The organism is Pirellulales bacterium, from assembly GCA_036490175.1.
Taxonomy (GTDB): Bacteria; Planctomycetota; Planctomycetia; order Pirellulales; family JACPPG01; genus JACPPG01.
The window spans coordinates 1-22,730 of record DASXEJ010000022.1 but is presented as its reverse complement, the minus strand read 5'-3'; the positions used below and the strand labels follow the sequence as shown (position 1 = coordinate 22,730).

Below are 22,730 nucleotides of genomic sequence, written 5' to 3'. Positions count from 1 at the left end.
ATTGCACGATGGCGAGACGATTCCGAACAACATCGCGCGAGATGCAAGCACATCCGTCGCCACAACTGTTGACGGTATTCGGCATGATTTGCTGTGCGCTGGCGGTAATGCTGAGCCCGACGTTGCCGCGATCGCGCGCCGCGAGCGAAACACCGCAGACCCGCACCTCGGCGACTTCTCCGGCGGATGCGGGCCCCAAGTCGTCGCAGCTGGAGCGCTCGGCGCCGCGACCTGCAAAAGATGCTGTCAAGTCCGGCGAGCGCCCGAAGCGCGGACCGGGCATGGTGGGCATTTCTGTGGAATACGACGACATTCGCTGCCAAACGATTCAGGCTCGCTACAGTATTCGTATTCCCGCCGGCGCCGCCATGGTGGATGTCGATGGATTTCGGCTGCCACTCTCTAACCTTGCCGAGCTGTCCGCGTCGCCGGCGCCTTTCTTGTTTCTCTCGCGCGGGTCGCACCGAGTTCGCTTTCGGCAGAACGAAACAGCGATTACGGCCGAAATCGAAAAGGACTTCATCGATGAATACAGTAAGATGCGGCGCTTCTTCGCCGTGGACGAAAAGGTGCGAGATCGAGAGCTTCTGCAGCGCGGCGCGCGCGCGATGGACGTACATGGAACACCGTTCTTACTTAATTTTTGGGGGGCCGCTTATGCCGCTCAAGACCACTGGCAGGCCGCCGAACGCACATTTCATCGGGCATTGGCCATCAATCCTTGTTTCGCGCCTGCGCATCTAAACCTTGCTGAGTGTCTCGTACGCCGCGGCGCCCGGGATCGGGCATCGGCCGAGATCGACCTGGCCGAAGTCTTTAACGTCGCGAACGTGTTCGGCATTACGTCGGCGATCTCGCAAATGCGCCTTGATATGCAACAATCGCCCGCGCGTCCGTCGCATGAGGACGTGGCTGTGCCAAATTACCAGACGTCGGAAACCATTTCCGACCAAGATAAACGCGTGGTCGGCGTGCTGCGCGCCTTGGCAAAGTATGCGGTTGATGACGGAGACCGCAGCAAAATACTGAACAATATTGGCGCTCACTTCGCGGATATCGACAAACCAGAGGCCGCGCTGACTTACTACAGATCGGCATTGGCCGTCGCTCGCGGAGCCGGCGAAGACCGCCTTTCGCTCGCGCGCCAAATCTTGTCGCACATGCACGACACCTGCAGTAAGGCGGGCTTCGATGAGGCCGCCGACTATAAAATGATGATGACCCTCGTGTCCCCTTGACGGCCAGAACGCTACCGAGCGAGCAAATATGATTCGCACAATTGTCAAAGGAACGATCCTCCTTATGCTGGCCCTGTTGGGCGGCACCGGGTGGGGGCCGCCGCAGGCGCAAGCCCTGGCAGCGCCGCCAAAGGAGGAAGCGCCGGCGCGATCGAAGCTCGACGCGTCGGAGGATGACGCGGAACCGGCCGATCAAAAAGACGGCGCCGAGCCCACCAAAACCGACGCCGCTGCGCCGGCCGCTGAGGAAGCCGAAGAGGAGAGTGGTGCGGCGTCCACCACGACAAAACCGGCACGTCCGGCGGATGCAACGTCCGCGTTGCCAACTGATGTACGACTTCACCCCTGTGATTGGATCGTTGTTCGAAGTCGCAAGCTCCCCGTTAAGGTACAGTTGCTACCCACTTTTTTGGATGTCACGTTTATCGAGCCTGCGCGCGAGTACAAGTTTTTGTATTACAAGGAAGGGACGACACGCGAAGCGGCCATCCCCTGGAATATTCCGGGGGCCGACATCAAGGAAGTGCAATACTTTGAGAATCGAATACTGAGTGCCGCCGCGGAACGATTGAATGTCTCCCTCGAAGAGTTGACGAAGCCGGGTTCCGCTTGGGTCGTCTCCAGCAAGCGCCCGGCAAGTGCCTTTAAGATCGCCACGAAGATTCTCGAGTACGGCGTCGATGAGCACGATTCCGCAGTCCAGCGCAACCTGCGCAAGGATTACAAATTCGGCGCCTTATTGCACAAGCCGCTTTTGGTGGCGCTCTATAACCTGCGACTTTGTGCGGTAGACGCTTTGATAGCGCAGGGACACTATTTGGAAGCCGCACAAAAGTGTGACGAACTGAAGAGTCAATTCGCCGAAGTGGATCCTGACGGAGTACAACTCCTCAATCGGTATGACGCCGCCTATTTGCGGCTAGCGCGCCGCGCGTTCGAACAAGAGCAGTATTCCGAGGCGCGAGATCGGCTGGCCGATCTCGATCACGCTCTCCGGTCACGCGAGAGCAGCGGCGCCGCGCTTTTGCGCCGCGAAATGGCTGACCTGGCGCGAGGGCAGGTCAAGCTGGCAGCCGAGGCGAATACGAGCGGCGACCGGGAACGGGCTGCCCAATACCTGGATGCTGCGCAAGAGATTTGGCCCGAGCTGGACCTGGTCGATCTCAATCGTCAGGCCTGGGACAAAGAATATCCCATCATGCGCTGCGCGTATCCCTATTTGCCGATGAACTTTTCTCCCTTCTCGGTGCAGACTCCGGTCGATCGCCATGCCGCATCTCTGATTTTCGAAAGCCTGGTGCGCTGGACCAATTGCGTGGACGGCGGGCTGTATTACCGTCCCTGCCTGGCTGAGGATTCCCCGGTTCCGCTGGCGCGCGGCCGACAATTCCAATTGCGGCGCTGCGAATGGTGTGATCACGATCAGAAGGGGGAAGCCCGCATGTACTTCTCCGCCGAGGACGTGATCTGGACTGAGCAACTGCAACGACAAAATCCCTGGGCGAGCGCGCAAGTTTCGATGCTGGAAAATGTCAGCCACGATCATGGTGATCCGTTTCGCGTTGATTTGCTGCTGAAAATGGACCATTGGCAGCCCATGTCGTTCATGGACTTTTGGATCTTGCCGAAGTATCGATTTCCGCAAGGCACACCCGTCGAAGTGGCTCTCGAGGAATTGAACGAGCGACCCGTGGGCACCGGGCCTTACTTTCTTGCCGAACGCCGGCAAAATACGGTGCGCTTCCGGGCCAATCCGCGCTTCCGTGAGCGCGGATTGCCGCGGATCAAAGAGATTCAATTCCACCAGATGGAGCCGCAGCCCGGCTTTGACCAATTCCTCGCCGGGAAAGTCGACATGATCTACGGCGTCCGGAAAGCCCATCGGGATGCGCTCACGCATGCCGGCAAACAGAGCACGCTGCAGCGCCTGAATACTCCGAGCGTGTATTTCTTGGCGCCCAACTATGCGCAGCCCAATACGCCGCTTGCGGACAGTAATTTTCGGCTCGCGATCGCCCACGCCATCGATCGCGAGGAAGTTCTGAACCAGTACTTTCGCGAAAACGCGCACGACCGGGCCAATTGTCAGCTCACCGGACCATTTCCTCACGATTCGTGGGCGTACAACACGACGGTGCCACAATTTCAGCGAATCAAAGCCGGTTCGTTCCTGGATCTTGCCAAGAAGAAACTCGGTACGATTCGACCCATTACCCTCCTGTATCCCAACGATGACCCTAATACCGAAATCGCCTGCGGCCGCATCAAAGACGACTTGCAAAACGTCGGGGTCGAGATCGAGATCGAACCGGTAAACGTCCGGGAGTTTTACGATCGTGTCGTCAAGCAGCACGACTTCGATCTGGTCTATTGGCGGCACGACTTTCTGAATGCCACCTATTGGCTCTGGCCGCTATTCGATCCAAAGGCCAAGGACCCCGGCACGAACTTCATGGGCTACGACCCAGATCCCGATCTAGTAAATCTGTTCTTCCAATTGCGCGAGCATAAAAGATTTGCAAAGATCCGCGAGTTGACTAACAGGATCCATGAGCACATCGCCACCAACGCCATCGTGATTCCGCTTTGGCAACTGGATACGTACGTGGCCGTCAGTGATCGGCTGCACAACATTACACTCGACCCCTGGACGCTTTTTGGCGATGTCCAGGACTGGTCGCTTACTCCCGCGAGGCCCTAATCGGTGCGTACGTTGCGCGTACTATTTATTCTCCTGGCTATTCTTGCGATCGCGTGCTCCGCGCGAGCCGACGATCAGTTGCTGTCGTTAGACGCCGGCGAGCCCTACCGATTGGTTGTCGTTTTGCGATTTAGCAAGACACCGCTCTTCTCACGATTTTTTATCGATCGGATTCGTCGCCAGATTTCGGACCACTTGACCAGCTATTTCGGTCCATTAGTCAATGTGGAAGTCGAGCTCTACGACGCTTTAAACGGACAGGCCGCGGGGGATGCCGAACGCAAAGACGATAACGACGTCGGCCTGGCAGCCGTGCGCGCCCAGCTTGGCGACGAAGATTTAGAGAACCTGGTATCGGTGACATTGATCGAAAACCACGTGCAACCGCAGGTTTTGATCCTCGATTTCCAGCGCGCCACGGCGGGATACCAGATCCGCTTCCGTCGCTGGGATGGGCGCACGCAGCAACTGGGACCGGTGCGTAGCACGTCGATCTCCGATCGGCAACTGGTCGGCAAGGACGCTTGTCTGGCCATTTGCCAGGGGTTCAGCCCTGTGGCGACGGTACTTTTCCACGAGGGACGGGTGGAGTTGAAATTCCAAGGCAGCAAGTGGCAAAACGAACTGGATCAAGTTCTGCAGCTGCCGTGCGTTATGCAAGTAGTCAGGGTAGAGAAACGCCCCGACGGCTCGCTTGTTCATAGCGAGATCCCCAATACCGTGGTGGTAGTTGATCAAGGAAAAAATGGTATTGAGTACCACGCTCATACCAATCTGAAGAACCCCTGGCAAACAGGATCCCGCGTCGTGCGCTTCGAGGCGATTAAAATCTCGCCGGTGCGAGGGGACTTTACCTTGCGAATTCAAGATGAACGGACCCGTGATCCGTTATCGAACTGCATCGTGTATGCCAATGATCGCGGCTTCTCCGAGATCACGGATGCCGATCTCCTAGGGGCGCCTGATCGCAATGGTTACGTGGTCTCCAAAAAGCCCCTAAATCGGCTGGCGTTTATCAAAATCACGCAGGGACATAGCGACGAGTTCCTTTTGCCGCTGGTGATCACGTCGGAGTCCATCGAGGCGACGGTGCGGATTCCCCGCGACCGCGCGGCCGGCATGAAGGCTGAGTTCGAACGACGCATACATTCTTTGATCCGAGACCTGTTCTTTCTGCGCAGTTTTCACACCCTCGGTGTCGACGAAATCAACGCACTCAAGCAGGACAAACGTTACGAAGAGGCCCTTAAGCGTGCAGAACAATTGGCCGACGATTTGCATCAATTGGCCTCGCCCGCGCAGCTTCTCACCTTACGGCTGCGCAAAGAGGCAGAAAGCCTGAAAATCGACGTTGCCAAACGATTCGCCGGAATCAGCGCTTCCCTCGACCAGATCGAAAACGACCTGCGCACGGTTGAGGCCATGAAAAGCAGCCTGAGCGAAGTCATCAAGGTCAACGATCAGCGCGCTCGCGCGAAGGTGGCGGTTGACATCGGCAAAGCGAAAGAGCAATCGGGCGACTTCGACGAGGCGATCACCAATTACGAACAATCTCTCCAGGAATTGCCGGACCAACCCAAAGTCCTGCAACGCGTAGAGCGGCTGAAAGAGGCATGGAAGATCAAGTCGCCCGAGCAACAAAAGGCGCGCAAGTTCGTTTACGAGGTGTGGGTCGACGAAGATATAAGTCGCGTGGAGGATGTCCTGCCTCAGGCGAAAGCCGCGATCGAGGCGTTGATCAAAGTGAATGACTACCTCACGGCGCAGAAGTTCATTCTTACGAATAGCGCCAAGATCGAGGAATTGGTTTCCATCGCGTCGCAGTTGGAGGATTCAGAGCAGCCCGAAGATCGCGCCGAGTTGGAAAAGATCAGCCGCAGCATCGAGCAATTGGGCGAATTGTCAAAGCAGTTGCAGCAGATTCAAAGTCCCGACGCACAGGACGGCGACGCGACCGTGCCGCCGTCCGGAACAGCCGCACCCGCCGAGTCCGAATCGGAACAATGACGCCAATGATCATTCGCAGTGAACAAGGACGACGGCCACTTTTCCGATGAAAGCTCAAGTGGCGCGCACGGTCCGCATATTCGTGGCCGCAGTCTTCGGATTGCTCATAGCCGCATTGTTTGTTGTCACGGGGATTAATTCGCGTCGCACGAGCATACCTGCCGGCGACGGCGCAAAACTCGACCACACCTCCTGTCAGCAATGTCATCAAGACGCCTGGCGCGAGTGGGAGGCGTCGATGCACGCCCGCGCATGGCGCGACGCGACGGTACAGGCATCATTCGGCACCTTTGGCTTTGACCGGAAGTGCCAATCATGCCATGCCGCCGAGCCGACGCTGGCATCGCCTGACGCGGAGCCGGTCCTGCGGGTTGCCGATGTCGAGTCGGGCGTAAATTGCTTAACGTGCCATCAGTTGCCCGATGGCGGGGTCGCCGCGCGTCGCACGATCGCAAATGCTCCCTGCCGCCCCACCGAGTCTCCCTTGTTCATGTCGAGTGCATCTTGTGGAGTCTGCCACGTAGCATCTCAAAAAGATTGGTCGGCAAGTTCCTTCGCGTCCAAACGGCAGGAGTGCCAGACGTGCCACATGCCGATGCTCGCGGGCACCGGGAAGGGGCGCAGCCATGCATTCCTGGGTGGGCACGACGACGCCACCGTCCGCAGTGGCGTTCGCATGGAAGCCGCGCGGGATTCCGAGCAGGTTGTGGTGCGCCTTGCCAACGAAACCACAGGCCATAACTTTCCAGGCGAACGACATCATCGCATGTTGATCGTGCAAATTATCGAACGCGCCGCCGATGGCGAGATCGTGCTTTCGCAACAAGACACGATCAAAGGCGTAACGCCCTTCCGCGGGGAAGCCAGCGCGGACAAGATTCGCGCCGGCCAGACCGTCGAGGTCCGATTCCCCGTCGTCAAGGATGCAGTGCTCGCCGATGTATCGCTGCTGTATAAACTCTACCCCTGGTATACTGACGCCGAGTCCTTATTAGTATCGCGCGCGGTAGTGGAGTTAAATGAGAAATGAACAGGCGCGGCGCGGTGTTGACGATGGGGTTAGTCGCGATGGCGCCGATAGTCTTTGGCTGTACACGTAACACCAACGAAGTGGTCGTGTACGTTGCCATAGATCGCAGCCGCGCGGAGACAATTCTCAACCGGTTTCAGAATAGCAGCGGAATAAAAGTGCGCGCGGTGTACGATGCCGAAGCGGCCAAGACCACTGGCCTGGTGGCGCGGCTACTAACCGAGGCCGACCATCCTCGCTGCGACGTATTTTGGAATAACGAACTGGCTCAGACCTGCCTTTTGGCACAAGCCGGAGTGCTCGCCGCGTATGAATCTCCCGCCGCACAGGACATACCCACCCACGGCAAGCCGGAGTCTGGCCTGTGGACCCCTGTCGCGACGCGGGCTCGTGTGATCGTTTACAATTCGAAACATCTCGCTCCTGCCGAAGTTCCGCGCAGCATCTTTGAGTTGGCCGACCCTAAATGGCGCGGAAAAGTCGCCATCGCCAATCCGCAATTCGGCACGACCAAGGCCCACATTGCGGCCTTGTTTGCCACCATTGGCAGCAACCGCGCGCAGCAGTTTCTCGGAGAGTTGCTCGCCAATGACGTGCAAATTGTCGATGGCAACGCCATGGTGAAAAACCTGGTGGCCAGGCATGATGAATCGTCCGGCGGTGTTCTCATTGGGCTGACGGATACAGACGACGTGCGTGAAGGGCAAGCAGCCAATGAGCCGGTCGAGATGATCCTTCCTGATCAGGATACGATCGGAACGTTTTTGTGCCCGTGTACCGTGTGCCTGATCGAACAGGCGCCTCATCCCGCGACGGCACGCGCTCTTGTGGATTATCTCGTTTCCGCCGACGTAGAGTCGATGCTCTGTGGTCAGGCGAGCGGGTATATGGCCATTCGAGGTGGCACGATCGGTGCAGGGCAAGAAGGCGAGTCCACTCCGCGCTGGTTTGATATAAGCGACCAGCAGCTGCTCGACAAGCTGGAAGAGAGCAGCCGGTGGACTCTGGAGCATTTCCACCGATGATTGGCCGATCCGCCCCAGGCGCATCTCGCCGAGGCCGCGAGTCGCACTGGCCATGGTTATCGATAGCGGCAGTTGTCGCGTTGAGCTTTCCTGCCGTGTGGCTGTTGTTGTTGGATCGACGACCCGCGTTGTGGCAAGCCGGCGAGCCGGCGATTATCAACGGCGCGGCCTTGTCGGCAAGCGTGGCGGTGGCAGTCTGTGCGACTCTACTCTCACTGGCACAGGGTACTTTGTTGGCGGCGTTTGTCGTTCTAACGCGGCTACCCGGTCGGCAAATACTGGCGGCGCTGTGGCTAATTCCCTTTGTTGCTCCGGCCACCGTCTGGGCCCTGTGCGGAATGTATTGTTATGGTCCCGGTGGCATCGTCGATCGTTGCCTTGGCTCCAGCTGGCGAAGCGTGCCTGGCGCTATAGATGGCGGTCATTACATCGGCACCACGATCGTCCTCTCTCAGATTTATACTCCCTTGGCGATGGTTCTGATCGGGCGCGGCATGGCGCGCTTGGGCCATGCCGGCTTCGATGCTGCGCGGTTGTATTTTAGCGCGCCAGCGCGAATCACTTGGATGTTGAGATCGCTAGCCCCGGAAATAATTGCCGCGGCTTTGTTGACGTTCGCGTTGGCTATCGGCAATTTTGCGGTGCCCAATGTGCTGCAGTGCCGGTTGTATCCCACATATGTTTATTTGCGGATGTCGAACTATTTGGATCAGGCCGGAGCGGCGCGCGCCGCGGCCCCACTGGTTTCGATTGCCTTGGCCGCGACAACGGCCTTTGTCATCCAGGAGCGACGACGAAGATATGTCGACGGACATGTAGCTCGCACCAGCTTGGCTCGCGCCCCACGTCCACTCACCTGGGTTTTTGGCGGGTTCCTGCTGATCTATTCTTCCTTGGCAATTCTGTTGCCGATCGGTGCGCTGGTGTATGAGTGCAGTTCGTTTTCGCGATTCGTCGCCGCCGTGCAGGAAGCGCTTCCCGAGACCTTCAATACCTTGTGCCTGGCGGTCGCAGCAACTTTGGCAGCATGCGGGCTTGGGCTGACATGTGGTGCGTATTACGCACGTCCGAGATTTCTGCCCCTCACACTATTGACGATGGCGCCGGCGGCGTTTCCGGCGCTCGTGATTGGACTCGCCTATGCCCGGTTCTTCCATTATCAGGATTGGGTCGATGCCGCTTGGCTAGGGGACAGCGGAATTTTGCTCGTCTTGGCCCTGGCGTACCATGCCTTGCCCTTCGGGGCGCACATTGTCGCCAACGGCTACGCACGCATGTCTCCGAATTGGCGTGAGGCCGCACAGTTGTCCGGCATGAATCGTTGGCAGCAGACACGCTGGATTGTCGGACCGTTGATGGCGCCCCATCTTGCCGCAGCCGCTGTTATAGCATCAGCGCTTTCCATGGCAGATGTCGAGATAAGCCAGCTGCTTTGTGCCCCCGGCTCTGGCACGCTTGCGTTGCGCTTGCTCACCTTTTTGCACTTCGGTCCTCCCTACGTCACTGCGAGTCTGGCGCTTTTACAGCTAGTACTAGCCGTCGTTCCGGCATTCATCTACTTTTTACTCACCAACCGCCGCCTCGAACCACTGTAGCGCCTCGTCGTGCGCGGTTGTCACATACGATCTACATCGCCATGACCGCAAGTGTAACGATTCACTGTCGCGGCGTCGTGAAACGATACGGTGATCACGTTGCGCTCGATCATATTGATTTGACCATCGAGACTGGGACTTCTCTTGGCCTGCTAGGCAAGTCGGGGGCTGGCAAGTCCACATTGCTGCGAATCATCGCAGGTCTGGATGATCCCACGGCAGGGTCGGTTGCATTCGCAGCCGACGATTCCGGCGCCGCGCGAGTGCCGAAGATCGGCATGGTTTTCCAAAACCTGTCGTTATGGCCGCATCTATCCGCACGACAGCATATCGAGGCCGTGCTGCACCACTTGGGGCGGAGCGAACGTCGCACGCGGGCGGAGCTCTCGCTCGATGAAATGAAGCTGCCCCGCCGTGCCTGGGACCGCCCGCCCGGCGAGCTAAGTGGCGGCGAGGCGCAGCGCCTGGCCATCGCGCGAGCCTTGGTCATTGATCCGAACGTACTGCTGTTCGACGAGCCACTGGCGCATGTCGATGAGGACCTGCGCAATGAACTCGTCGAATTGCTGGAGGGCATAGTGCGCAATAGGTCGGTGACCACCATCTATGTGACACACTCGCCCTCCGAAGCGCGGCGCATGGCCGATCGGATCGCCGTGATAGAACAGGGACGGCTCAAGCATATCGACGCCCCTGGCTGCTGACGCCACACAGGGCATCTTTAAATTCGTCTGCTCCGACACCGGATCAATGCGGCATGCGCCGCCGGTCGCGTTTCTTTAAATACGCAAGGGGGCCGGCATAAGCGGGGCGAATTGCCCGAACTTTTCACTTGTGTTAGGATGCGACCCCAGTGCATCTTTTCGCGGTTATCCCCGTCCTTTTGTCGACCTCATGCCTAGCGATGATACGGAGAATCTCGTCGGAATTGATCTGGGCACCACCTATTCGGTGATTGCTCATTTTGATGCGCATGGGCACGTCAAAACAATCCCCAATCGCACCGGCGAGCCGCGCACGCCGAGCGTCGTCTATCTCAAGGGCGATTCCGCCAGAGTCGGAGAGGCCGCCAAGAAAATGGCGGGGGTTGAATCCGAACGCGTTGCCATGTTCGTCAAGCGCGACATGGGACAACGTTACTTTTCTTCAGAAGTCGATGGCCGAAAAATGCGGCCAGAGACATTGTCGGCCATCGTTCTCCGCAAGCTCAAGCTCGACGCCGAGAAGAGAGTAGGACCGATTTCGAATGCGGTCATTACCGTGCCCGCGTTTTTCAACGACGCCCGCAGAAAGGCAACCCAGGACGCCGGACGAATCGCCGGCCTGCGCGTCTTGGACATAGTTAACGAGCCGACCGCGGCAGCATTGGCATATCGCCTGGAGGGGCCTGACGAACGTGTCCGCGCAGGCCGGAAAATCGACATGCCGTCTGGGCAAATGACCGCACTGGTCTACGATCTTGGCGGGGGGACCTTCGACGTCAGCGTTGTCCGCCTGGCACTGAACGAGTTCAAGACGTTGGCCAGTGGCGGGCATGCGCAACTGGGCGGTAAGGACTGGGACGACCGGATCGTAAGCGAGGCAGCGCTACGATTCGAGCGCCTGTTCGGCGTTAATCCACTGCAAGCGCAGGATGCGAAGGTCTCGCGCAAGAATCGCGACGCCTTGCTGACCAAGGCTGAAGAGGCCAAGGTTCTGCTCAGCGAGTTTCCGACCGCGCAGTTGGAATACACCTATGCGGGGCACGAGATGAGCACGGAGCTGTCGCAATCCGCGTTCAACGACATGACCCGCGACTTGCTCATTGAGACCCAAACACAAACCGGCCTGGTGCTGCGGCAGACCGGCACGGCACTCGGTCAATCCGATTTCGGATGGAGTGACATTGATCGTGTCCTGCTTGTCGGTGGTTCGACGAAAATGCCGATGGTGAGCCAGATGCTAGCCCGGCTGAGCGGAAAAACGCCCGACGACAGTCTCGACCCGGACCAGGTCGTGGCGCGCGGGGCCGCTATTCATGCCGGCATCATGGCCTCGCGCAGCGACGTGCTGCAGGTCGGATTGCTGGAAGAAGTCTGCGACGAGTTGAGAAGCGTGGGCGTCGTCAACGTATGCGCCTTTGGCCTGGGCGTGGCCGCCCTACGCGGCGGTGAATTGGGTTTCTCGTCATTAATTAAAAAGAATACGCAACTTCCCGCCGCCAAGAGCAAGATGTACCGTCTTGCCGAAGGGTCCGCGTCGAAGCTAGACATCCATGTCTTCGAAGGCGACTCACGAGAGCTGCGTGACAACACAAAGGTCGGCAGTTGGGCGGTCAAGAATTTCTCCAATCACTTGCCGGCGGGGGCGCCCATGCAGGTGCGCTTGGAATATGCGGCCAATGGAAGAATCGGCGTGACCGTGCTCGACATGACGACGGGCCGCTTTGTTAAGACCGACATGCAGCTGCGGGCAGGGTTGACCGAGGACGAGATTTGCCAAGAGTCTGAATTCGTCCAGAATCTCGAAATTCGTTGAGGCAGAATCGCCAGGCCGCCGTCAAATTGCCAGTCATATATTGTTTGTCGTGGTGACACCCTCTATGCCGTTCATTTCGAAGTGCCCAAGTTGCAACAAGTACATGTTGCTCGAGGATGTGGACCTTGGCACGACAGTCGCGTGCCTGCTATGCAACCACGAGTTAAAGGCCATGCCGACCGCACCGGCGAGTGAACAAACGCCGCAGATTTCGGTCCGTGCGAACGAAACAAAGGTATCTGCACCCAAGCCAAAAACCGCAACCGCTCCGCCCGCAGAAAGGCCAGTTGCTTCACCTCCGCCATCGGACGCGCGGCCTCCAGGAATTGCCTGCCAATGCCCGCATTGCGGCAAGCGATTGCGAATTCCTCCCAGCGATGCGCCGCTAGTGAAATGCCCGCAGTGTGGCAGTCTCTTTCCAAAGTAAGTGTCGCAAGCGCGTGCCTGCGATGGAAAGCCTGCGAAGAATGGCTACCGTGGCGTTCGACGTCAAGCACCGCCTTCCCCTAAACGGCGTCCGCGCACGTTGGCGATGCAGAACGTCGTACGGTTCATGCACGTCATTGGAGAGGGGAAAATCTTTTACGACGTCTACTTCCCCATCGCTCTTCGATGAAGACCCTCGACGGCGGAATTATTCATGGCGTCACGTTGCGCGGCGTCCTTGACCGCGCTTGCCCGACCGGCTTTGCTTTTCTGCACTGCACGTTTCTTTTGCGCGTCCTTGTACACGTCCTGAACCTGTTCTTTTACCTTTGTCGCTGCCAGTTGCAGCTCCTTCTTCTTTGCTGCCAGCTCCTTGATGGCCGGCGCCAGCAGTTCGTCAGCGGTGTCGTCGGCCTGATAACTCTTCAGAATTTGGTTTTCCTTGAACACATAGGACATGCTTGTCTTGCCGCGGTCCGACTCTTGCACGAACCACAAGTCCCCGTTCTTGAACAGGCATATAAAACCATGCTCTCGGCCATTGCGATACTGTCCGAAGAGAACCTTTCGCCCGCGTTCATCCCAGGTGAGCAGGATTCCGTGCAATATTCCCTGTGCGTACGTGCCAAACGCAGCAGTGTCTCCGTCCGCATATTTAGCAAGCGCGATGCCGTCGAGAATTCCTCTCCTGGCGATCAAAACGTCTGCCACTTTACCATTCGGATGCTTGAATTCGGCGCGATAATGGTCGGTCTTTGTATCCGGCTTGAGATTGGCGCTTTTGGCTTTGTATGGCTTGATGAACAATTCCTCGATGTCGAGCACTTTGCCAGTCGGCAGCTCAATGCCCAGCGTAGACGACCCGTCGCGTTTGGTCTTCTTGGTTGCACCACTGGGTTTCACGGCGCCCGACGCCTTTAGCTCTGCTTCCATCGTCCGCTTGGGCAAGCTCGCCAGCGGCGTCACCGGCTTCTTGCGGGCAAGAACCTCGCGAATGTCGTCGATCGATACCGCCACGTTCACGTGATCTGCTTGCTCGAGATACGTGTTTATGCCCACAACTTCGCCGGCAGAATTTATCAACGGGCCGCCGCTATTGTCGGCCGCGACGCGTGCGGAAATCTCCAACCATTTCAAGTCCGCGTGGCCACCCCGGAAGCGAACCTCCGACTGGAATTTGTCGTTCGTCTGAACCGAGATTACGGTCCCCGCGCGAGACTCGAATGCTTGCCCTGGTGGCGCGCCGAGTGCGAACACGGCGTCACCCTTTTTCGGCAAGCTCTTCGCCAGCGCCAAGGCTGGGCAGGGCAGCGGCTGCTGCGTCGCCAAGAGCACAATGTCGCGGTCCGGATCAACGGCCCAGACGCCACTGATGACGATTTTCGCACCATCGGCGAGCTCCGCCTCGACATCGACCGAATTCTCAACAGCGTGGAAGTTGGTGGCGATGATGGATGCGCCCACAACAAATCCCGTTGCTTCCACTTCCTCGTCGGCCTTTTTTACGATGACGCGCACCACCGACTTGTTCGCATTGACCTCAGGATGCGCCTTTTCAAGATCCTTCAGGTTGATCTGCATTGCCAGACCACCGGCCTTGCTGATAGCGATGAATTTCAACGCGACCTCGTTGTCTTCCAGTGGACCAACGAACGACCCGACAACGGTCACGTCGTCATCAATCGCCAAGTCAGCGAACACTGACTCAGAATTCTCGTACGGAATCTGAATCCGCGCCGTGATGTCTTCCGCAATACCGGAACTCACCACAATCGAGTCGTCGTCGATGCCGGCATAGCGTGCATGAAAGTGGACTTCGCTCCCCTCGTTTGGGAAAAAATGCGCAAGCTGAATCAGTTGATCATCGAGAACTTCCTTGCGAAAAGAAGAGGACGGTCGCGGCTTGTCGATCTCGACCTTCGAGTGATACTCTCCCAATCGCTCGAGCCGCGTCAACTCGCGAATCTCACCGTCGGAATCGAGTCGATATTTCGGCGACGGCGACGGCGCTTCGATCGGGCGCGAGCCCACACGTACGGCGTCCCCCTCCAGATAGTCCTGAGCTCCTTGGACAACGGCAAAGTTGGTCGACACGAGCTCGACAAGTTTCGCTTCTTCGCCCTTTGTCTCTTCCCGTTCGATCAACAGGTGCAGCTCGCCTGAACGGCAAGAGATGCCCGTCAGGCGCCCCTCGATTTCCGTGATTCCACCAGCCGGAATCGCAGGCGATGACACAGCCTGAGAGGTTCCCGCCGGAATCTTCGCGGGCGACGGCTCGGCACCGTTTCGCGCTGTAGCTGCTTGCTTGATCGGCGCGGCCTGCTTGGCATCTTCTGCCGTGGTAACCGTGCGATCCACGTCCGCGGGCACGATTGCAACCTCGACGCCATTCTTGACATCGGGAGCAGGGGATGATCGCAGCCGATTCCACATCCCACCGAGCCCGAGGATCAACACAGCCGCCAGGACACCCCCCGAAACGAGCCATACAAGTTGGGCATTTGACGACGTTACCTCGGTTTCGGTCGTTGTTGATCCGGCGTGCTGGTCGATCGTTATTGCATTCGGATCGATCTCGACCGGAGGCACGGCGACCACGGGGGGCCCACCTACCTCCGACTTGGCCTCGTCCGGTGGCGCTTCCGGCGGTGACACTTCCGTTGGCGTGGGCGAGCCGGACTCAATAGCGGATCGCAGGGTCTCGTCATATTCTTGCTTGCTCGCGGGATCGCACAGCACGGCGAATGCCATGCCTATCTCGCGTGACACACGCAATGCGATCGCACCGTCTGGGCCGTACATCAGCCTTTGCAAGAACTCGGCACGATCTACCGATGCCTGCTCGATGCGCGCCGCATCGGCTTCCAAGGCTTCTAGGCCCAACAGGTCATAGTGCGACGGCGGGCGTCGCTCGGGCGGAATCTTCAGCCAGGTAAGATACGGATCCAATGGCTCCCTCACGCGTGTACCCCAAACGCTAGGACGAACTGGCCAATCTCCGTATCAATCCAGGCTGCGCCAGAAGCCGGCTGCTGACCCACGAGAGTGGGGCACAACTTGCACAGATATAAGAATTTATCATCCGCTGTGCAGCGCGTAAACCGTGCGTCACGAGAAACGCTCTCGACACCAAAACCGATTCCCCGGGGCATAGGCCGCCGATCCTACCAGGTCCGCATCTGACCAGATTATCTCGTCCTGGCTGGCTACGTCGTCCACGGTCTGCAGAGCGAACGGACCCCAGACAATACCTTGTCGCCTAGGTCGGGACCAGAAACGTCAACGAAGGCCGGCTGCGGGTGGTGTCTTAAGACTGTGGTGCCAAAGTCTGGCGCCGTCGCAGTGTCTCGGCCTCTGGGAAAAGTCGCTTGAGTCTTTCCATCTCTACGTCGCTCGTGTTTTCTGGCACTTCAATAAACCTCCATGATTCGTCGCCGATCCACCGTCGCCAGAAGGGAGCCAGATTTATTACACGAGTCCGCCCATCCGGTCCTATCTCAGCATGGTGAGCTGCAAGTCCAAGATGGCGTCTGATATTCTCAACCGCTTCACGGCGCTCTCCGATGCCTTTCATCGCCCACCCCAACCCGATGGCAAAGACCGTCACCACCACGAACATCGTCCCCAGGCCAAACTGATACCAGCGGCGGCGGGTCTTGTGGGCTGGGGGCATGGAGACTAATACGACTCGCCGGTGTTCACCGCATCAATCGCATTGCCCGCATCATCGACTCGCCAAACATCAGACTCAGGAAATGCCCGAGCAATTCCAAGCATCTCCTCCTTCGAGAAAGTTACGGCTGGAAGCAAGAAGCAATCGACCGGAGCGTCTCCGAGCCATACTCTCCAAAAGGGCAAGGTGGGAGATTCGTAATCGCGAGCTACGCCGCACAATTCCCCTCGCCTCGCCAAAACGGTCTGACCAATGGGACGTTCAACTACTCCCTGGCGTTCGCTGATCATTGCCAAGGCATCTTGTCGCTTGCGGACGAGGCGCAGCTCCCAGCTCAGGACGAGAGCGACTAAAGTCACCACCATGAGCAGCGTCCCAAGACCGAACTGAAACCAGCGGCGGCGGGTGGATAGTGCTTGGGGCATGCGACCCATTGTACTGCTCACCGGGATACTGATTCCATCAATGCCCCCAGGTCACCGGATTGCGATTGCCTGGGTCGCTGTGTCAAAGGAGTTCAGGCTTGTCGCGGCCAGTATCGTCGATGAACGGTCGCTACGGGCAGCGACTTAGGATTGTGGTGCTGATTCTGGCTTCTCCTCTTCCTCGTCGTCCCATGCTTTCCAAGTCACATCCTTCACGACGGCCTCAGGAAACAACTTCTCAACGCGATGCACAAGTTGCAGGTATTCATCGGGAATTGGACGCCTACCTTGGTAATGTTCAGTCGGCCCATGTCGCATAAGAATAAGTCGATTTGGTTCCTCGCCTAATAGTTTTAGCATCCACGGAAAGGAAGAGGGCGGCTTGAGGGGGACGGCGAATGATCCGCCAATCATCTGCATGCCCAGCCATGCTCTAGCCTCGTGCCGCTGCCTAATCCAATTGATGTGGTAGGCAAAGAATGCCCCGACCACTGTCACCAGGACAAACATCGTTCCCAGGCCGAACTGATACCAGCGGCGGCGGGTGGATGGTGCTTGGGGCATGCGACGTATTGTATCGCTCACCGGGATACTGATTCCAGCAACGATACGACCCCAGGTCACCCGACTGCGATTGCCGAATTATTGCGATCGAATTCAAAGGTGGCTCATGCGATCACGGTTTCCTAATTCGGATTTTCAATAGCTCGATGGCAAACCGATCGTTGCTGACTCTGCAATTCGGCAGGGCCTCTTGCAAGAATTCGAGCTGCGACAGGGGGATAGGTTCAAACCGCGCGACGAACGTCTCCAGGATTGTAAGTCCGGCGAGAGGCGTGAGGTCACTGACGTTCGTAGAGTGAAGCCAAAGCATGCGCAACTTGTGGAGTCCGGCCAATGGCGAGAGGTCATTAACTGCACCACCGCCGATGTGCAAGACTTCTAAATTTTTCAGCCCAGCTAGCGGGGTGAGGTCGCTTACGTCCGCGCCCTTTAGGACTAGCACCACAAGTTTCGGGAACCCGGAAAGCGGACTGATGTCGCTGACGGGCGGGGAGTTGACGTGTAGCCCTTGCAAGTTCGTAAGCCCGGCGAGCAAGGTGAGGTCACTGAAATCAGGCGGCGGATCGTATACCAAAAGAATTCTCTTCCCCAGAAGGAGTCTGGCGAAATCGCGCCACCAACCTTGTGGTGGCGACTTGTGTATCAATTCCAGTGCCCACGAGTCATAGGGGCCGGCGAGCATGACGGTCTTGAAGCCGCGCTCGCGAAGCTGGTCAGCGATTCGCTGTTCTCGCAGTGACTTGCCTCGCTCCCTTGCAACCCATGCAAGTGGAATCGAAAGGACGATGATCACCGTCAGAATCGTCCCCAAGCCAAATTGATACCAGCGGCGGCGGCGAGGCGTGGGACCAGTAGACATGCGACCTATTGTACCGCTCCCCAGCGCACCGATTCCAGCAACGAAAACCCTCAGGTCGCCGGATTGCGGTCGCTTGTGGTCGTTGTGTTTGAATGGGTTCAAGCTAGCTAGTCGCGGCCAGAAACGACAACGATGGCCGCCTGCTGGAAGGGGTGATTAGTGCGTGCAGACTAGCGCCTCAGGAAAGCAGGCAGTCAGTTCTAATTCCTGATCAGTTGGTTTTCGTCGATCAAAATAGATTACCCGTGCGGGCTTGTCTCTCAGTATCCGCCGAGACCACGGCACCTCGTAGGCGTAATCGACCGAGTCGCCCTGGCTTGGGCGCTGAAATACGATTCGCCGACCGCGATTGCCGACATACGAACGCTTTCTGCGTGCCACACCTTCGGGGACGTTTGTTATAATCGTGTCGCCGCACTTCCGGAATTAGCTCCCTGGTGCATTCCATTTGGGAAATGTCGGTCGACACATCGGCATTGAACATATTTGATCAGTTTCGCGTTCGATGATTCGTATCGTAAACCTAACTTCTGATGTTACCGGGGCGGCTTATTACGGCCTATTGGATTTCGCTGCTGCTCGAAGTTCAGAATTCTACGTGATCGACCAATTCGGTATTGCAGAGGTGGGACGACCCCCATTCGTCACGCTAGATCCATTTTTGTTTGTCCAAGAGAACGTCGTCGAATGGCCCGGCACGAGACTTCTCGATGTTGACTCCCGGACCGCGTTAAAATCGCGATACACCGTCACTCCACAAAGCATTGACGCTTTGAAACGTGTTGCGTCCGGCCTATACGCCTGGTCTGCGCACGCGGAAATACCGCTCCCTGAGGACCTCGGTTTCCTGCGCGCCAACGGAAGTCTCGTCCTTGGTACAACTACGCATGAATACGATGCGTGGCTTGAATTGCTTAAAGAAGAGCTAGGAGTGTTTGAATCGTTTGCTAAGAGGGTTGGCCTGCGATATTCGTTGCAGCGCGTTGAAACGTAACTTACCGAGTGACTGCCTATTATTGCCTGCTCGGTTGGCGGCAGCATTATCCACTCGTCGATGCGCTGCGGCACCGTCGGGCTGCGTCCAACCTTCGAGCGTGTGAGCAGACGGCGCTGCTTGCAATTGTGCTGGTCGATACGGTCGGGCCGATCTGACGCGTCGTGAGTAGAGGCTTGGCTGAGCGTGAAACCGCCGCTCGTTGGCAGCATACTGCACGGCCAAGGCCCGCCTCGCAATCTTGATAGCGGTCCTTCGTAAACCGACGGAATCGCCGCGGTCGTATCTCGAAATCAGTCCAGGTGGGCCGGTAAGATGGACGCACGTCCTGCCCTGGATCGTGGCGAGGGCAGGATATTGTTGCCGCCCTGGGCGCCGCGGTCGCAGATTTCTCGCGGGCATTCTGCAATTACAAAACGTGGTCGGCCGGCGAAGTTGACGGTGCTCAAGCAAGGGGAGTTCTGTGAACTGCTAGTCGTGGTCCTCGCGTGCAGCGCGGCGGCCCGACTGTTGGGGCATGCGCTCAACACGATCAGCAAGGTGCTCGAGCGCGATCCCGCGTTTCGCAACCGCGTGCGGTGGCCCGCGAGTTGCCGCGATACACCAGTTAGAGAAGCGGGAACCTTTGGCGCTGCCAGACTTGTCGCCTGGCGCTGCGTCGCTTGCCGAGCGTTTGCAACGGCAATACGAAAGCCGGCGCCGCGAATCGTGCCCTGGCTCATCGACGGGGAACGGTCTTCGTCCGCTTGGCTGGCGCACAATTGCAGACCTCGATCGACAAGCAGTGACGCGCCGACTTCCACAGTTGGCGATAACGCCTACTTGACGTTGGCGGGTCGTCGTCCGCACACGTTTGCCCAGAAAACCAGTGTTTTTGTCAGTCTGGTTAAGTCAACGTCGTCGTTTTTTGTAGCGGTGAATAATTCCATAAATTGAATAAATCGGCGCGGCCCGCCGTCAACCACAAATCTGGCCCCCCTGAAAAAGCGCGCCGCGCGGCACATCCCGAGGCTCCGGTCCAGAACCAAGCACCCCGATGGATTCGTGCGTCGCTTCAGGTTGATCCGCTGCTTCAAGAATCTCGCGATTTAGTTTTTGCAAAAGGCGCTAGCCCAGGGATCCGCTCCGATCCGGCAAGGACCTGCAGGTTCGCCCCTTCGTAGTCGTTGGCTGCTGGTTCGAAGCGGCCGCCCAGATGCTCGTGCAGGAATCGCTCGGCGACTGCCCAGAAAGAGATCCAGCTTTCCGGTCGATAATAGTCGTGTCCCTCGTCGGGGTAGACGAGATAGGTCACCTCTTTGCCATGCTTCTCGAGTGCCGAAACGAAGAGATCGGAGTGTTGCTGAGGGACCACGACGTCTTTGCCGCCGTGCGTCACCAGCAGCGGGCTGGTCACGCGTTCGGCCGAGTGCAGCGGCGACTGGCGGCGCAACAGCTCGAGCCCGTCGGGAGTCCGGGGATCGCCCACGCGCTGCGCTGTGTCGCGCGAAAACAGGATCGTACGGCGGGCAAACTTCTCCAGGTCCGACAGTCCATACAGCGACATCCCGCAGGCAAATTCGTCTGGATAAAATGCCAGCGTTGCGAACGTAGAGAACCCGCCGAAGGACCAGCCCCAGATGCCGATTTTCTCTCGTGGGGCGATGTGCTGGTCGACGGCCCAGTGCGCCAGATCGACCAGGTCTTGCTGCGACTTGCCTCCCCACTCGCGCCAGCCTTGCTCTAGGAACGACTTGCCAAAACCTCCGGCGCCGCGGAACTCGACGCGCAGCGCCGCGTAGCCGCGATTGGCCAACAGCTGCAGGCAGCGGTTGGTCGTCCAACTGTCCCACGGATAGGCAGCGTCCGGACCACCATGGACGAACAATAGCGTCGGCAGCGGTGCGTCGGGCAAGCCATCGCCGTTGGCATCGGTTCCCGGAGGCAAATAGAGATGGCATGGCAGCCGCAGGCCGTCGCGCGTGGTGGCCACATGCGCGGACCGCTTGGCCAGCGGGTATCGATCTAGCGCGCTGTTGGCCGCAAAGAGCGGCCGAACGGTTTGCTGTGACCGCTGGTAGACGTGATATCGCACGGGTCCGCCATCGAGGGGAGCGACCAGCCATGCGCGATCCTTGGCGCTGATCCCCATCGTGCCGACCGGTCCGCCGAAGTGTTTTTCGAGCAGTGCAAAGTCGCCTCGTACCGAGTCGTCGATCACGTAGCGGCGGAGGTTGTCGAATTGCGCGGTGCCGGACAGCACACGGCCCGTCACCCGATCGACAACCGCTATGGGACGGATATCGGCATCGGCGTCGGTGGCCAGCACGGTTTCGCGCCCGGTCGCTAGCTCGACGGCCAGCAGCGCAGACTTGTCGCGGCCTGTGTTGTCGACCAGATACAGAACGTCACCCGCGGCATTAACGCCGACGATCCCTTGGACGCCGGCGCCGGGCGCGCGTTGCGCATTCGACCGATCGACATCGAGCGTTCGCAAGGGCAGCCACGTGTCGTCGTCGGCGCGGCGCAGCAGCTCGAGGGTTCCCTCGGGCCCCAACTTCTCCGCGACACGTGGCTGGAAGCTGGCGTCGAAATGTACGTTGCGGAACTCCGTCCGTTCCATGACAAGCACTTTTTCCGCGGTGCCCAGATCGATCTTCCACAGGTCGTGAACCCGCGGATCGCGATCGTTGAGTGCAATTAGCGCCTGCCCAGGTAGCTTTCCGCTCAGTCGCTCGAGTCGCGCACTGACGCCGCGCATGGGCGTCAGGTCGATCGACGAGGCGCCCGAAGCATCGCAACTTGAGAGCCGCACGCCGCCCTTGACCTGCTGTTGCAGGAGCAAGCGCTGACCGTCGGCCGACCACCAGAGCCCCAAGGGTTGCCCGCCTTCGAGCAACTCGACACGAGTTCGCGCTGCCGGATCGTCCACGGGCGCGACCCAGGCCGATCGCGTCGCACCCTGAACTTCGATGTAGGCGATCCGCTCGCCGCCAGGGCTCAGCGTAACGACCGGCCGGTCCGCATCAGCGAACAGAGCGCGGCGCGGGATCAGAGTTGTGTCCGCGCTCACGGGCGTGGAAACAACAGCCACCAGGCAGACGACGACCGCGGCGAGACGCACCCTTTCGTGAAGGCTTCGCGATAGCAGGCGGTTCGTCCTGCGCAGCGGGCGATACAAGCGTAAACGGCTCTCAGGTCGTACAATCATCGATTGCTCCTTCCACGCGGCTTTCAAGGGTGCGGGGGGCGTTCAGACGCAACATTTACGCGCATTCCCTTCCAACAACCTCCCAAATATTTGGATTAACACAACAAGCTGCGAGCCGATCGGTCCACCGGATACGCCGCTTCGATGTAGAACTCGACCGTTGACGGCTTATTGTGTTCCGTCGCGTAGTCCAGGAACTTGTCAAGAATGACCACGGCTGGCGTGTGCAAACCGTAGCCTTTCGCCCCGGCCCATAGCTGCCGGAATTTGGTCATTGCGGCCGAGTGATTCGGGCCGAGATTGAGTTGCTTGTCATTTAGCTGGACGTACCAAGTTCCCGCAGATTCGCGATACCAGGGCATCGGATGGCGCATGAAAAAACCTCCTAGCGAAATGCAGGTCATTTTCGCTTGGGAGGATTTTTTACCGCGCGTTTAGCGTGAGGTGGACCCCAATTGTTGGACAGGTTTGAGGCCTGAATAAGAT

15 protein-coding genes are annotated in these 22,730 nt (G+C 58.5%); 9 read left to right on the top strand and 6 right to left on the bottom strand.

Features of this window, described 5'->3' with window-relative positions; genetic code table 11:
• Positions 1-8: 8 nt before the first annotated feature.
• The 8 genes from VGG64_02185 to VGG64_02150 all read left to right on the top strand — a co-directional run bounded on the left by VGG64_02185 (position 9) and on the right by VGG64_02150 (position 12,113).
• A complete protein-coding gene (locus VGG64_02185; GenBank protein ID HEY1598383.1) occupies positions 9-1,238 on the top strand; it encodes a tetratricopeptide repeat protein in 1,230 nt (409 codons plus the stop codon).
• Positions 1,239-1,266: 28 nt separating this feature from the next.
• Positions 1,267-3,939, top strand: a complete 2,673-nt coding sequence (locus VGG64_02180) for an ABC transporter substrate-binding protein (protein HEY1598382.1) — start codon at positions 1,267-1,269, stop codon at positions 3,937-3,939.
• Positions 3,940-3,942: 3 nt separating this feature from the next.
• Positions 3,943-5,946, top strand: coding sequence for a hypothetical protein (locus tag VGG64_02175; protein ID HEY1598381.1), 2,004 nt, complete (start codon positions 3,943-3,945; stop codon positions 5,944-5,946).
• A 46-nt stretch (positions 5,947-5,992) separates the two neighbouring features.
• Positions 5,993-6,976 (top strand): multiheme c-type cytochrome, encoded by a 984-nt coding sequence (locus tag VGG64_02170; protein HEY1598380.1) that lies wholly within the window; start codon positions 5,993-5,995, stop codon positions 6,974-6,976.
• Positions 6,977-7,062: 86 nt separating this feature from the next.
• The gene (locus VGG64_02165; protein HEY1598379.1) at positions 7,063-8,001 is read left to right on the top strand and encodes an ABC transporter substrate-binding protein; all 939 of its coding nucleotides are present in this window, start codon (positions 7,063-7,065) and stop codon (positions 7,999-8,001) included.
• 80 nt (positions 8,002-8,081) lie between these two features.
• Complete coding sequence (locus tag VGG64_02160) at positions 8,082-9,596, top strand: ABC transporter permease subunit (protein ID HEY1598378.1); 1,515 nt, start codon at positions 8,082-8,084, stop codon at positions 9,594-9,596.
• A 41-nt stretch (positions 9,597-9,637) separates the two neighbouring features.
• The gene (locus tag VGG64_02155) at positions 9,638-10,300 is read left to right on the top strand and encodes an ATP-binding cassette domain-containing protein (GenBank protein HEY1598377.1); all 663 of its coding nucleotides are present in this window, start codon (positions 9,638-9,640) and stop codon (positions 10,298-10,300) included.
• A gap of 190 nt (positions 10,301-10,490) precedes the next feature.
• Positions 10,491-12,113, top strand: a complete 1,623-nt coding sequence (locus tag VGG64_02150; GenBank protein HEY1598376.1) for an Hsp70 family protein — start codon at positions 10,491-10,493, stop codon at positions 12,111-12,113.
• A 591-nt stretch (positions 12,114-12,704) separates the two neighbouring features.
• Here VGG64_02150 and VGG64_02145 read toward each other — a convergent pair.
• From VGG64_02145 to VGG64_02130, 4 genes are all read right to left on the bottom strand, one after another.
• On the bottom strand, positions 12,705-15,500 hold the full coding sequence (locus VGG64_02145) for a trypsin-like peptidase domain-containing protein (protein ID HEY1598375.1): 2,796 nt from the start codon (positions 15,498-15,500) through the stop codon (positions 12,705-12,707).
• Between the two features lie 717 nt (positions 15,501-16,217).
• On the bottom strand, positions 16,218-16,646 hold the full coding sequence (locus VGG64_02140) for a hypothetical protein (protein HEY1598374.1): 429 nt from the start codon (positions 16,644-16,646) through the stop codon (positions 16,218-16,220).
• A gap of 135 nt (positions 16,647-16,781) precedes the next feature.
• Positions 16,782-17,201, bottom strand: coding sequence for a hypothetical protein (locus VGG64_02135; protein HEY1598373.1), 420 nt, complete (start codon positions 17,199-17,201; stop codon positions 16,782-16,784).
• Positions 17,202-17,313: 112 nt separating this feature from the next.
• Entirely contained in the window at positions 17,314-17,994 is a 681-nt protein-coding gene (locus tag VGG64_02130; protein ID HEY1598372.1) for a hypothetical protein, read from the bottom strand.
• 571 nt (positions 17,995-18,565) lie between these two features.
• Here VGG64_02130 and VGG64_02125 point away from each other — a divergent pair.
• Positions 18,566-19,054, top strand: coding sequence for a hypothetical protein (locus VGG64_02125; protein ID HEY1598371.1), 489 nt, complete (start codon positions 18,566-18,568; stop codon positions 19,052-19,054).
• Positions 19,055-20,126: 1,072 nt separating this feature from the next.
• Here VGG64_02125 and VGG64_02120 read toward each other — a convergent pair.
• A complete protein-coding gene (locus tag VGG64_02120) occupies positions 20,127-22,244 on the bottom strand; it encodes an alpha/beta fold hydrolase (GenBank protein HEY1598370.1) in 2,118 nt (705 codons plus the stop codon).
• A gap of 95 nt (positions 22,245-22,339) precedes the next feature.
• Positions 22,340-22,618, bottom strand: coding sequence for a hypothetical protein (locus tag VGG64_02115; protein HEY1598369.1), 279 nt, complete (start codon positions 22,616-22,618; stop codon positions 22,340-22,342).
• Positions 22,619-22,730 lie beyond the last annotated feature (112 nt).

Bases quoted from the DNA above. Each gene is read 5' to 3' on its own strand.
- VGG64_02185 (HEY1598383.1), top strand. From the start codon at position 9: ATGGCGAGACGATTCCGAACAACATCGCGCGAGATGCAAGCACATCCG.
- VGG64_02180 (HEY1598382.1), top strand. From the start codon at position 1,267: ATGATTCGCACAATTGTCAAAGGAACGATCCTCCTTATGCTGGCCCTG.
- VGG64_02170 (HEY1598380.1), top strand. From the start codon at position 5,993: ATGAAAGCTCAAGTGGCGCGCACGGTCCGCATATTCGTGGCCGCAGTC.
- VGG64_02155 (HEY1598377.1), top strand. From the start codon at position 9,638: ATGACCGCAAGTGTAACGATTCACTGTCGCGGCGTCGTGAAACGATAC.
- VGG64_02150 (HEY1598376.1), top strand. From the start codon at position 10,491: ATGCCTAGCGATGATACGGAGAATCTCGTCGGAATTGATCTGGGCACC.
- VGG64_02140 (HEY1598374.1), bottom strand. From the start codon at position 16,646: ATGGGTCGCATGCCCCAAGCACTATCCACCCGCCGCCGCTGGTTTCAG.
- VGG64_02135 (HEY1598373.1), bottom strand. From the start codon at position 17,201: ATGCCCCAAGCACCATCCACCCGCCGCCGCTGGTATCAGTTCGGCCTG.
- VGG64_02125 (HEY1598371.1), top strand. From the start codon at position 18,566: ATGATTCGTATCGTAAACCTAACTTCTGATGTTACCGGGGCGGCTTAT.
- VGG64_02120 (HEY1598370.1), bottom strand. From the start codon at position 22,244: ATGATTGTACGACCTGAGAGCCGTTTACGCTTGTATCGCCCGCTGCGC.
- VGG64_02115 (HEY1598369.1), bottom strand. From the start codon at position 22,618: ATGCGCCATCCGATGCCCTGGTATCGCGAATCTGCGGGAACTTGGTAC.